The 11444-nt window shown below is 73.6% G+C and carries 13 protein-coding genes and 1 pseudogene; all 14 read right to left on the bottom strand.

Features of this window, described 5'->3' with window-relative positions; all coding sequences use genetic code 11:
• Positions 1–49: 49 nt before the first annotated feature.
• A complete protein-coding gene (locus tag ACRYR7_RS21045; protein WP_432574065.1) occupies positions 50–484 on the bottom strand; it encodes a DUF2550 domain-containing protein in 435 nt (144 codons plus the stop codon).
• 29 nt (positions 485–513) lie between these two features.
• On the bottom strand, positions 514–792 hold the full coding sequence (locus tag ACRYR7_RS21040; RefSeq protein WP_432574064.1) for a F0F1 ATP synthase subunit epsilon: 279 nt from the start codon (positions 790–792) through the stop codon (positions 514–516).
• 47 nt (positions 793–839) lie between these two features.
• Positions 840–2297: a F0F1 ATP synthase subunit beta gene (gene atpD / locus ACRYR7_RS21035; protein WP_432574063.1), complete on the bottom strand. Its 1458-nt coding sequence runs from the start codon at positions 2295–2297 to the stop codon at positions 840–842.
• A 50-nt stretch (positions 2298–2347) separates the two neighbouring features.
• Positions 2348–3259: a F0F1 ATP synthase subunit gamma gene (locus ACRYR7_RS21030; RefSeq protein ID WP_432574062.1), complete on the bottom strand. Its 912-nt coding sequence runs from the start codon at positions 3257–3259 to the stop codon at positions 2348–2350.
• Between the two features lie 55 nt (positions 3260–3314).
• On the bottom strand, positions 3315–4970 hold the full coding sequence (gene atpA / locus ACRYR7_RS21025; protein ID WP_432574061.1) for a F0F1 ATP synthase subunit alpha: 1656 nt from the start codon (positions 4968–4970) through the stop codon (positions 3315–3317).
• 184 nt (positions 4971–5154) lie between these two features.
• Positions 5155–5982, bottom strand: coding sequence for a F0F1 ATP synthase subunit delta (locus ACRYR7_RS21020; RefSeq protein WP_432574060.1), 828 nt, complete (start codon positions 5980–5982; stop codon positions 5155–5157).
• Positions 5979–6551 (bottom strand): F0F1 ATP synthase subunit B, encoded by a 573-nt coding sequence (locus ACRYR7_RS21015; RefSeq protein WP_432574059.1) that lies wholly within the window; start codon positions 6549–6551, stop codon positions 5979–5981. Before ACRYR7_RS21015 ends, ACRYR7_RS21020 begins: the two co-directional genes overlap by 4 nt.
• A 42-nt stretch (positions 6552–6593) precedes the next feature.
• Positions 6594–6812 (bottom strand): F0F1 ATP synthase subunit C, encoded by a 219-nt coding sequence (locus ACRYR7_RS21010; protein WP_432574058.1) that lies wholly within the window; start codon positions 6810–6812, stop codon positions 6594–6596.
• A gap of 63 nt (positions 6813–6875) precedes the next feature.
• Positions 6876–7670, bottom strand: a complete 795-nt coding sequence (atpB, locus tag ACRYR7_RS21005) for a F0F1 ATP synthase subunit A (protein WP_432574057.1) — start codon at positions 7668–7670, stop codon at positions 6876–6878.
• A gap of 88 nt (positions 7671–7758) precedes the next feature.
• Positions 7759–7989 (bottom strand): AtpZ/AtpI family protein, encoded by a 231-nt coding sequence (locus tag ACRYR7_RS21000; RefSeq protein WP_432574056.1) that lies wholly within the window; start codon positions 7987–7989, stop codon positions 7759–7761.
• 29 nt (positions 7990–8018) lie between these two features.
• Entirely contained in the window at positions 8019–8447 is a 429-nt protein-coding gene (locus ACRYR7_RS20995; RefSeq protein ID WP_432574055.1) for a hypothetical protein, read from the bottom strand.
• A 181-nt stretch (positions 8448–8628) separates the two neighbouring features.
• Positions 8629–9786 carry a glycosyltransferase family 4 protein gene (locus tag ACRYR7_RS20990; RefSeq protein ID WP_432574054.1) on the bottom strand — a complete coding sequence of 386 codons (1158 nt, stop codon included), beginning with the start codon at positions 9784–9786 and terminating at the stop codon, positions 8629–8631.
• A 4-nt stretch (positions 9787–9790) separates the two neighbouring features.
• Complete coding sequence (locus ACRYR7_RS20985) at positions 9791–10576, bottom strand: L-threonylcarbamoyladenylate synthase (protein ID WP_432574053.1); 786 nt, start codon at positions 10574–10576, stop codon at positions 9791–9793.
• 96 nt (positions 10577–10672) lie between these two features.
• Positions 10673–11332, bottom strand: a pseudogene (gene prmC, locus ACRYR7_RS20980) (peptide chain release factor N(5)-glutamine methyltransferase); the annotation flags it as partial.
• Between the last annotated feature and the right edge of the window lie 112 nt (positions 11333–11444).

The raw sequence follows: 11444 nt of genomic DNA, 5'->3' as shown, positions 1-11444 counted from the left end.
CCACCGCGTGCGGTGGGGGCGCGGGCCGTGCTCGTCGCCCCGGGCGGGCTCAGGCGACGTTGACGTTCTGCCCCGGCGGGGCCGACTCCAGCCACGAGGCGAAGCCCGTGTAGGCGTCGGTGCTCATCGCCAGCTCCAGCTGCTCACCGCCGTGCCGGCACTCCACGACCAGGGCGTCGGGCTGGACCGCGAGCCGCTCGTGGCCCTCGGCGTCCCGGCGCCGGGTGACGTCGAGCGCCCCCCGCGCGAAGGAGCGCGAGGGGCGCGGCGACAGCGAGAACGTGCGGTACCAGTCCAGCCGGTCGGTCTCGTAGCGCGCCACGCCGAGGGCCCAGCGACGGGTCCCCGGCTGGCGCACCGAGCAGTCGAACGTGCCCAGGCGGCCGGTGAGCCGGCGCCGGCGCACGACGACGAGGACCAGGCACACCAGCGCGACCAGGGCGCAGGCGCCCGCCACCTCCAGGGACAGCAGCAGCTCGCGCACGGCCGGTCAGGTCCTCCCGACTCTTCCCGTCAGAGGGCCTCGGCGGGCCGACCGGCGCCCTCGGTGACCGTCTCGGCCACGATGGTCACCCGGTCGGAGTCGACGGAGAAGAACCCGCCGTCCACGTGGACGGTGGTGCCGCCCCCGGGTCCGGAGACGGACACCTCCCCGTCGGCGAGCACGGCCAGCAACGGCTCGTGCCCGGCCATGATGCCGATCTCGCCGTCGACGGTGCGCGCACGCACCAGCGTCGCCTCACCCGACCACACGGACCGGTCGGCGGCGACCAGCTCGACCTGCAACGGCACCCTGCGCTCCTCTGCTGCTCGTGACTGCTACCGGACCCGGAGGTCCGTCAGTCCTGCTTCTGGATCTCGGCCCACTTGCGCTCGACGTCCTCGAGGCCGCCGACGTTGAAGAAGGCCTGCTCGGCGACGTGGTCGAGCTCACCGTCGGCGATCTTGGAGAAGCCCTCGATCGTCTCCTTCAGCGGGACCGTGGAGCCGGCCACGCCGGTGAACTTCTCGGCCATGTAGGTGTTCTGCGACAGGAACTGCTGGATGCGCCGCGCGCGCGAGACGGTGAGCTTGTCCTCCTCGGACAGCTCGTCCACGCCGAGGATCGCGATGATGTCCTGCAGCTCCTTGTTGCGCTGGAGGATCTGCTTCACGCGCACCGCGGTGGCGTAGTGGTCCTTGGAGATGTACAGCGGGTCCAGGATCCGGGAGGTCGAGGCCAGCGGGTCCACCGCGGGGTACAGGCCGCGCGAGGCGATCTCGCGGGAGAGCTCCGTGGTGGCGTCCAAGTGCGCGAACGTCGTCGCCGGCGCCGGGTCGGTGTAGTCGTCCGCGGGGACGTAGATCGCCTGCAGCGAGGTGATCGAGTGGCCGCGGGTGGAGGTGATGCGCTCCTGCAGCACGCCCATCTCGTCGGCCAGGGTCGGCTGGTAGCCCACCGCGGAGGGCATGCGGCCCAGCAGGGTCGACACCTCGGAGCCGGCCTGGGTGAACCGGAAGATGTTGTCGATGAAGAGCAGCACGTCCTGCTTCTGCACGTCGCGGAAGTACTCCGCCATCGTCAGGGCGGACAGCGCCACGCGCAGGCGGGTGCCCGGCGGCTCGTCCATCTGGCCGAAGACCAGCGCGGTCTTGTCGAAGACGCCGGCCTCGGCCATCTCGCCGATGAGGTCGTTGCCCTCGCGGGTGCGCTCGCCGACGCCGGCGAACACCGACACGCCGCCGTGGTCCTGCGCGACGCGCTGGATCATCTCCTGGATGAGGACGGTCTTGCCGACGCCCGCACCGCCGAACAGGCCGATCTTGCCGCCCTGCACGTACGGGGTGAGCAGGTCGATGACCTTGATGCCGGTCTCGAACATCTGGGTCTTCGACTCGAGCTGGTCGAAGCTGGGCGCCTTGCGGTGGATGGGCCAGCGCTCGGTGACCTCGAGGCGCTCGCCCTCCTCCAGGTTCAGGCAGTCGCCGATGGCGTTGAAGACCTTGCCCAGGGTGACGTTGCCGACGGGCACCGAGATCGGCGCGCCGGTGTCGGTCACGGGAGCGCCGCGGACCATGCCGTCGGTCGGCTTCAGGGAGATGGCCCGGACCATGTTGTCGCCCAGGTGGGAGGCCACCTCGAGCGTCACGAGCGAGGTCTGGCCGCCCATGGTCACCTCGACGGTGAGGGCGTTGTTCTGGTCGGGCATCGCGTCGGCCGAGAACTCGACGTCGACGACGGGCCCGATGACTCGGGCGATGCGGCCGGTCGCACCCTTGCTGGTGCCGGCCGGCGTCTCGGTGGCGGTGGCGGTCATGTCGCTCCTCGGAGTTCCTTCGTCGAGTGAGTGCGTGCGGGGTGCGGGCGTCAGCCGCGGGAGCCGGAGGAGGCCAGTGCGTCGGCGCCACCGACGATCTCGGTGATCTCCTGGGTGATGTCCGCCTGGCGGGCGTTGTTCGCCAGCCGCGTGAGGCTCTTGATGAGCTCGTCCGCGTTGTCGGTGGCGGACTTCATGGCCCGCTGGCGGGCGGCGAGCTCGGAGGCCGCGGCCTGCAGCAGGCAGTTGTAGATGCGGCTGTTGACGTACTGCGGCAGCAGCGCGTCCAGCACCGCCTCCGGGCTCGGCTCGAAGCTGTACAGGGGCGTGAGCTCCCCGTCCTGCCCGCCGGCGGCGGAGCCCTCCACGACCTCGAGCGGCAGCAGGCGGATGACGCGCGGCTCCTGCGTGACCATGTTCACGAAGTGCGTGTAGACGACGTGGATCTCGTCGACACCGCCCTCGGCCGCCTCGCGGCCGAAGTCGGCCACGAGGCGCTCGCCGATCTCCTTGGCGTTCTCGTACCGCGGGGAGTCGGTGAACCCGGCCCACTCCGCGGTGATGTCGCGGCGGCGGAAGCGGTAGAAGGACGCGGCCTTGCGGCCCACGAGGTACGGCGAGACCTCCTTGCCCTCCTCGCGGAGGGTGGCGTTGAGGCGCTCGCCCTCGCGCAGCACGCTGGAGGAGTACGCGCCGGCCAGGCCGCGGTCCGAGGACAGCAGCAGGACCGCGGCGCGCCGCACCTGCGGCTTCTCCGTGATCAGCGGGTGGTCGAGCGAGGCGTTGGACGCCGCCGCCGACACCGCGCGGGTGAGCGCCCGGGCGTAGGGCGTCGACGCCCGGACGTTCGCCTGCGCCTTGATGATGCGCGACGCCGCGATCAGCTCCATCGCGCGGGTGATCTTCTTGGTCGCCTGGACCGAGCGGATCTGCCGCCGGTAGGCCCTCAGCTGGCCTGCCATGTCCTGCTCCTCTTCCCTGCTCCGCTCGGTCCCTGCCGTACCTGTCCGGGTCGCGTCAGCCGCGAGCCGCGGTCGCGCCGCCGCGGTTGGTGGTGATGCGCTCCTGGGAGATGTCGTCCGCGTCGGTGCGGCCCTCGTCGACGTCCGCCGGCGCGCCGCCGTCGGCCGAGGAGGAGAACTGCGGCTTGAAGGCGTCGACCGCCTGCTGCAGCTCGGCCTTGGCCCCGTCGGAGAACTGCTTGGTCTCCCGGATGCCCTGCATCACGCCGGGGTGCTGGCGCTTGACGTACTCGAGGAACTCGCGCTCGAAGCGGCCGATGTCGGCGACCTCCACGGAGTCCAGCTGACCGGTGGTGCCGGCCCAGATCGAGACGACCTGCTCCTCCAGCGAGTACGGGGTGTACTGCGGCTGCTTGAGCAGCTCCACCAGGCGCGCACCGCGGGCGAGCTGGCGGCGCGAGGCGGCGTCGAGGTCGGAGGCGAACATCGCGAACGCCTCCATCGCGCGGTACTGCGCCAGGTCCAGCTTCAGCGTGCCGGAGATCCCCTTGATGGCCTTCGTCTGCGCGGCGCCGCCGACGCGGGACACCGAGATGCCGACGTCGATGGCGGGGCGCTGGTTGGCGTTGAAGAGGTCGGACTGCAGGAAGATCTGCCCGTCCGTGATGGAGATGACGTTGGTGGGGATGTACGCCGAGACGTCGTTGCCCTTGGTCTCGATGAACGGCAGGCCGGTCATCGAGCCGCCGCCGAGCTCGTCGGACAGCTTCGCGCAGCGCTCCAGCAGGCGGGAGTGCAGGTAGAAGACGTCGCCGGGGTACGCCTCGCGGCCCGGCGGGCGGCGCAGCAGCAGCGACACGGCGCGGTAGGCCTCGGCCTGCTTGGACAGGTCGTCGAAGACGATGAGGACGTGCTTGCCGCTGTACATCCAGTGCTGGCCGATGGACGAGCCGGTGTACGGGGCGAGGTACTTGAAGCCGGCCGGGTCGGACGCCGGGGCGGCGACGATGGTCGTGTACTCCATCGCGCCGGCCTCCTCCAGCGAGCGGCGCACGGAGGCGATCGTCGAGCCCTTCTGGCCGATGGCGACGTAGATGCAGCGGACCTGCTGCTTCGGGTCGCCGCTCTCCCAGTTGGCCTTCTGGTTGATGATCGTGTCGATCGCGATGGCGGTCTTGCCGGTCTGGCGGTCGCCGATGATGAGCTGGCGCTGGCCGCGGCCGACCGGGATCATCGCGTCGATGGCCTTGATGCCGGTCTGCAGGGGCTCGCGGACCTCCTGGCGCTGCACGACCGAGGGGGCCTGCAGCTCCAGCGCGCGGCGGGCCTCGGCCTCGATCGGCCCGAGGCCGTCGATGGGGGCGCCCAGCGGGTCCACGACGCGGCCCAGGAAGGCGTCGCCGACGGGGACGGAGAGGACCTCCCCGGTGCGGTGGACCTCCTGGCCCTCCTCGATGCCGGAGAAGTCGCCCAGGACGACGACGCCGATCTCGCGCACGTCGAGGTTCTGGGCCAGGCCCAGCGTGCCGTCCTCGAAGCGGAGCAGCTCGTTCGCCATCACCGAGGGCAGGCCCTCGACGCGGGCGATGCCGTCGCCGGCCTCGCTGACGCGCCCGACCTCCTCGCGCGCGGCGGTGCCGGGGTCGTACGACGCCACGAAGGCGTCGAGAGCGTCCCGGATCTCCTCCGGGCGGATGGTCAGCTCGGCCATGGGATGCCCTGCTCTCCTTCTCGGGGTGCTGTCTGTGGTGCCAGCGGGTGGTGCCCGTGCGCGTGGCGGGTGCTCGGTCCCGGCGGAGCCGGACCGCCGAGCGGCGGTTCAGTGCGTGCTTCGACCCATTGTCCCCCCGATCGGGGGGACCGGTCGACCGAGCCGCCGCCCGTTCGCCGTCGGCTCAGCCGGCGAGGCGGCGGCGGGCGTCGGCGAGCCGGGTGGAGACGGCGCCGTCGATGACGTCGTCGCCGATGCTCACCCGCAGGCCCCCGACCAGCTCGGGGTCCACGTCGACGTTCAGGCGCACCGGGCGGCCGTACTGGCGGCGCAGGGCCGCGGCGAGCCGGTCGTGGTGCTCCTGGGTCAGCGGCCGGGCGCTCACGACGTGGGCGACCAGCTGCTCGCGCCGGCGCGCGACGACGCCGACGTACTCCTCCAGCAGCCGCTCGGCGCGCACGCCGCGCGGCGAGACCGCCACGCGGCGGGCCAGCTGGATCGCCTCCGGGGTCGCCCTGCTGAGCAGCAGCCGCGACACCAGGGCCGCCCGGTTGGCGGGCGGGGCGCTCCGGTCGGCCAGCGCGTCGCGCAGGCCGGGGTTGCCCGCGACGGTGCGCGAGAACCGGAAGAGCTCGTCCTCCAGGGCGTCCAGGTGCCCCGAGCGCTCGGCCTGGACCGCCACGGCCGCCACCGCCAGCTGCTCGCAGGCGTCGGCGATGTCGCGGGTGCCGCCCCAGCGGCCGGTGGCCAGGGCGGCGACCGTCTCGACGGCGGCCGGCGAGACCTTCGCCCCCAGCACGGCGCGCACGAACGCGGCCTTGGCCGCCCCGTCGCGCGCCGGGTCGGTCAGCGCCCGGCGCAGCCCGATGGACTCGTCGAGCAGCGAGGTGACCGCGAAGAGGTCCTCGCCGGTGCGCCCGGCGTCGGCCCCGGCGGCGGCCAGCTGCGCCTCGAGGACCTCCTGCGCGCGGGCGAGGCTGATCCGCGCCGCGCCGCTGTCGAGATCGGTCATCGGGTCGTCACGCCCTGCGGGCTGGACTCGAGCTCCGCGAGGAAGCGGTCGACGACGCCGCTCTGGCGCGCCGGCTCCTGCAGGGACTCCCCGACGATGCGGGAGGCCAGGTCGGTCGCCAGGCGGCCGACCTCGGCGCGCAGCTGCGCCGCGGCCTGCGCGCGCTCGGCCTCGATCGTGGCGCGGGCGGACGTGGTGATCCGCTCGGCCTCGGCCTGGGCCTGCTCGCGCATCTCGGCGATGATCGCCGCGCCCTGCTGGCGGGCCTCCTCGCGGAGGCGGTTCGCCTCGCCGCGGGCGTCGGCGAGCTGCGCCTTGTACTGCTGCAGCGCGGCGTTGGCCTCGGCCTGCGCGCGCTCGGCCTTCTCGACGCCGCCCTGGATCGCCTCGCGGCGCTCCTCGAAGGCCTTCTCGAGCCGCGGCACGACGACCTTGGCCACGAGCAGGTAGAGCAGGGCCAGGAAGACGAGCCCGGCGATGAGCTCGCCGGGGTGCGGCAGGACGGGGTAGGCGGTCTCCCAGAAGCCGCCTTCCTCCTCGGCCGCGGCAGCCATCACCCACGCGGGCATGTGCGCTCCTTAGCTGTCAGTGACTGGCGAGGGGACCAGCGGTCAGCTGCTGACACCCGGGTTGATGAAGGCGAGGACGAAGCCCAGGATCGCGAGCGCCTCGGCGAGCGCGAAGCCCAGGATGGCGATCGGCTGCAGCATGCCGCGCGACTCGGGCTGGCGGGCCACGCCGTTGATGTAGGCGGCGAAGACGAGACCGACGGCGATGGCCGGGCCGATCGCGGCGAGGCCGTAACCGATGACGTTGAGGCTTCCACCCATGGTGTGGATCGTTCCTTTCTCGGACCGGCGCCGACGGCCCCGGAGTCGTTGTGGTGCGGTGGGTCAGTGCTCGTCGGCGAGGGAGCCGGCGATGTACGTGGCGGTGAGCAGCACGAAGATGTACGACTGCAGCACCTGGATCAGGAGCTCGAAGAACGACATCACCAGGCCGAACAGGTAGGAGACGACGCCCGCGGCGGGCAGCAGTCCCTCCCCGTGCAGCAGCAGGTACTCGCCGCCGAGGAACAGCACGAGGATCAGCATGTGACCCGCGAACATGTTCGCGAAGAGTCGCACCGCCAGCGTCAGCGGGCGCGAGACGAAGTAGGTGAACAGCTCCAGCAGGTAGACGACCGGCACCAGGAAGACCGGGACGCCCGCCGGCATGAGCGACTTGAAGTAGCCGCCCAGGCCCTTCCGCTTGATGCCGATCGCGTGGTAGAGCACGAAGACCACGAGGGTCAGGGCGATCGGGAAGCCGATGCGGCTCATCGTCGGGAACTGGATCGGCGGGATGACCCCGGCGACGTTGTTCACGAGGATCAGCACGAACATCGTGAAGAGCAGCGGGACGTAGCGGAGGAACTCCTTGGACCCGATGATGTCCCGGGCCACGCCGTTGCGGACGAAGCCGTAGAGGCCCTCGACCACGAACTGCTTCTTGTTCGCCGGCACGACGGTGAGCCGCTTGGTGGTCGCCAGCAGCAGCGCCGAGATCACCACGACGCTCAGCGCCATGACGAACATCGGCCGGGTGATGGCGAAGTCGCCGTTCCCGATCAGGGGCTGCCAGAAGTCGCCGGGCGTGGGAGCCTCGAAGGTCTCCCCCCCAGCGGTGGCGAGCGTGGACAGGCTCACAGCGTCTCCTCCGTACGAACGCCAGTGTGTGGACGGGGGGCAGGCACGGTGCGCCGGAGGCCCGCCCGCGCTGTGCGCGGGCTGGGCATCACTTGCGCGAACCGTACCGGAACCACACGTAGTAGATGCTCAGCGCCATGCCGCCGAGGCTGCCGACGACGGCCAGGAAGGACGTCTCCAGCCACCGGTCGAGCAGCAGGCCGAGCAGCCCGAAGCCGACGATCCCGGAGATGAGGTACGACGCGGCGTTCCAGGCCACGCTGTCCTGCAGCCTGGCCTCCTCGCGCGCGTCCTCGTCCGGCCGCCTGTCCTCGGGCATGGTGGTGCGAACGGTAGCAGTCGGGCACGTCAGCTCCCCGCACCGGAACGGCCGTGCCGGAGGTCGAACACCGGCAGGCGCAGGTGGCGGAAGGCGACGCACGCGGCGGCGCTCCAGGCGACCGTGCACACCGCGGCCGAGGCGGCCGCGGCCGCCCCGTCCACCCCGGGCAGGTCGCGCAGCACGAGCACCGCGGTGGCGAGCACCGTGACCTTGAAGAGGTAGACCAGGAGGGCCAGCGCGAGGCTCAGCCCGGGCTCGACGTGCTTGACCACGCGCAGCAGCAGGAACGTCGAGGCGAGGAAGACGGTGGCCAGGCCGCCGCCGACCAGCGCCCCCAGCGCCGTGGAGGTGCCCCACAGCGCCCCGACGCCCGTGCCGGCGAGCCAGACGACGACGACCGGGGGCAGCGCTCGGCGCGGGACGACGCTGAAGACGTCGTCGGCACTGCTGGTCACGGCGGCTGCTCTCTGTCGTCGGCGGGTCGTCCGGGGTTCGGCTCGTCGGCGCGTCCGCGGCTCACCCGTGCAGGGGCCGGGCGGACTTCGTGAAAGCTATCACGAGACGAAGGGTCTCCTACGCACCGTCGTGGACGACCGGGCCCGCGCGGCGGGCCCGCCCGGGCCCGCGCCGGCCGGCTCAGGTGCGGGTCGTCTCCGCCGGTCGGGCCGGGACCGCCTCGCCGCTGCGCCGGGCCGGGCGGCGGTGCGAGCGGCGCCACAGCACCGGCCCGAACGTGAAGGCCAGCACCACGCACCCGGCGCCCAGCGCCACCGCCAGGGCCTGCACCAGCGGCAGGAAGGCGTACGAGGCCGCGCCGAAGCTGAGGAACGCCGCCCACGAGTACATGACCAGCACCGCCACCCGGTGCGAGTGCCCCATCTGCAGCAGCCGGTGGTGCAGGTGCTTCTTGTCCGGGTGCCAGAACGCCTTGCCCGCCCGGGTGCGGCGCACCACGGCCAGCAGCATGTCCCCCAGCGGCACCAGCAGCACCGCCACGGGCAGCACCAGCGGGAAGAACGCCGGCGCGATCTCCTCGTCCGCGACCGTCTCCGGGTCCACGGTGCTCGTGGCGGCGATGGTCGCGGTCGCCAGCAGCAGCCCCAGCAGCATCGAGCCGGAGTCGCCCATGAAGATGCGCGCCGGGTGCGCGTTGTGCGGCAGGAAGCCCACGCAGCACCCGACGGTGGTGGCCGCCACCAGCGTGGCCAGCGAGGAGAAGTCGTCGGGGAACTGGCCGCGCTGCAGCGCGTACGAGTAGAGGAAGAAGGCCACCGCGCCGATGCCGACGATGCCGGCGGCCAGGCCGTCCAGGCCGTCGACGAAGTTCACGGCGTTGACCGAGACCAGCACCACGAGGATCGTGATCGCCATCATCGTCGGCGCCGAGAGCAGGGTGACGCCCCCGATGGGCAGCTGCAGCAGGCTGACGCCCTGCCAGCCCATCACCCCGGCCGCGAGCACCTGCCCGGCCAGCTTGGTGACCGCGTCCAGCTGGACGATGTCGTCGGCCACCCCCACCGCGCACACGATCGCCGCCCCCACCAGGACCCACTGCGGCCCCGGGGAGGCGTCGAACACCCTGGAGGTGAAGGGGATGCGGCTGGCCACGAGCAGCGCGGCCCCCAGGCCCAGCAGCATCGCCACCCCGCCCATGCGCGGCACCGGCACCGAGTGCACATCCCGCTCGCGCAGCGGGGTGATCGCGCCGACGCGCTGCGCCAGGCGGCGCACCAGGGGCGTGGTCAGGTAGGTGACGGCCGCGGCCACCACCAGGACCAGCAGGTACGCCCGCACGCGCTCAGCCCCCCGGGGAGGTCTCGGCCCGCTCGCCGCCCGGCCCGTCCCCGGCCCCCGCGGAGCCCGCACCCGCGCCGGCCGCGGGCTCGGCACCGGAGTCGGGCTCGGCCCCGGGGTCCGCCTCGGGTTCGGCCTCGGGTTCGGGGTCGTACCAGCCCTTGGGCACCGCCCGGCGCAGCTCGGCCTCGCTGAGGGCCCCCACGCGCAGCACCCGCAGGGGCCCGTCGGAGGCGTCGACGATGGTGGAGGGGGCGCCCTTGGGGCTGGGCCCGCCGTCGAGGTAGACGCGCACGGACTCCGCGAGCTGCTCCACCGCCTGCTGCGCGGTCGTCGCCGCCGGGCGCCCGGAGAGGTTCGCGCTGGAGACCGCCATGGGGCCGGTGCGCTTGAGCAGCTCCAGCGCCACCGGGTGCAGCGGCATGCGCAGCGCGACGGTGCCGCCGGTGTCGCCCAGGTCCCACGTCAGCGACGGCTGCGCGCGGCACACGATGGTCAGCGCGCCGGGCCAGAACGCGTCCATGAGCTCGCGCACGGCGAAGGGCACGGCGGAGGCCAGCCCGTCCACGGTGCGCACCTCCGGCACGAGCACCGGCGGCGGCATGTTCCGCCCGCGGCCCTTGGCCTCCAGCAGCTTGCGCACGGCGGCCGGCGAGAACGCGTCGGCACCGATGCCGTAGACGGTGTCGGTGGGCAGCACGACGACCTCACCGCGCTTGACGGCGTTCTCCGCCGCGGCCAGGCCTCGCTCGCGCGCCACCGGGTCGGCGCAGTCGAAAGGGGGTCTCACAGGGGCGAGTGTCCCACCGCCGCGCCCGGGCGCCGGGCGGGGCACTCCCCCGGCGCGCCCGGACCCCGCCGCGCCCGGACCCCGCCGCCGCGCCCCTCAGGCCCGGCGGGCGCCGGTGCAGCGCGGCCGGCCCGTCAGGTCCCGGTGCCCGGCCACGTCCCGCCACGCCGGCCCGGCCAGCAGCCGGCGCGCGCCGTGCTCCTGCACCTCGGCGTGCTCGACGACGACGAGGCCGCCGGGGCGCAGCAGCCGGGCGGCGGCCGCCACCACGCGCCGGGGCACCTCCAGGCCGTCGTCGCCGCCGCCGTACAGCGCCAGCTCGGGGTCGTGGCGGGCGACCTCCACCTCCTGCGGCACCGCGCCCGGCGGGACGTAGGGCGGGTTGCTGACGACGACGTCCACGGCGCCGTCCAGGTCGGCGAAGGCGGTGGCGGCGTCGCCCAGGCGCAGGTCCAGCGCGGGCGCCAGCTCGTCGGCGTTGCGCCGCGCCCACGCGTGCGCCATGGGGTCCAGCTCCACGGCGTGCACCCGCGCGGCGGGCACCTCGGTGGCCACCGCCAGGGCGATCGCGCCGGAGCCGGTGCACAGGTCCACCACGACCGGCTGCGCGCCGGCGGTGGCCAGGCGCGCGGCCTCGTCCACGGCGAGCTGGGCGACGACCTCGGTCTCCGGGCGCGGCACGAACACCCCCGGGCCCACGGCCAGCTCCAGCGAGCGGAACGGGGCCCGGCCGGTCAGGTGCTGCAGCGGCACCCGCTCGGGGGGGGGGGGGGGGGGGGGGGGGGGGGGGGGGGGGGGGGGGGCGCGCGCGGGCGCGGCGGGCGGGGGGGGGGGGGGGGGGGGGGGGGGCGGGCGCGGGCGTGCGGGG

This window comes from Kineococcus gurbantunggutensis, assembly GCF_050871925.1.
Lineage (GTDB): Bacteria > Actinomycetota > Actinomycetes > Actinomycetales > Kineococcaceae > Kineococcus.
The sequence above is the reverse complement of the archived record's forward strand: the minus strand, read 5'-3'. Positions and strand labels throughout refer to the sequence as shown.

Excerpts from the sequence above, each read along its gene's own strand:
- atpD (WP_432574063.1), bottom strand. The coding sequence starts at position 2,297 with ATGACCGCCACCGCCACCGAGACGCCGGCCGGCACCAGCAAGGGTGCG.
- ACRYR7_RS21030 (WP_432574062.1), bottom strand. The coding sequence starts at position 3,259 with ATGGCAGGCCAGCTGAGGGCCTACCGGCGGCAGATCCGCTCGGTCCAG.
- atpA (WP_432574061.1), bottom strand. The coding sequence starts at position 4,970 with ATGGCCGAGCTGACCATCCGCCCGGAGGAGATCCGGGACGCTCTCGAC.
- ACRYR7_RS21020 (WP_432574060.1), bottom strand. The coding sequence starts at position 5,982 with ATGACCGATCTCGACAGCGGCGCGGCGCGGATCAGCCTCGCCCGCGCG.
- ACRYR7_RS21015 (WP_432574059.1), bottom strand. The coding sequence starts at position 6,551 with ATGCCCGCGTGGGTGATGGCTGCCGCGGCCGAGGAGGAAGGCGGCTTC.
- ACRYR7_RS21010 (WP_432574058.1), bottom strand. The coding sequence starts at position 6,812 with ATGGGTGGAAGCCTCAACGTCATCGGTTACGGCCTCGCCGCGATCGGC.
- ACRYR7_RS21000 (WP_432574056.1), bottom strand. The coding sequence starts at position 7,989 with ATGCCCGAGGACAGGCGGCCGGACGAGGACGCGCGCGAGGAGGCCAGG.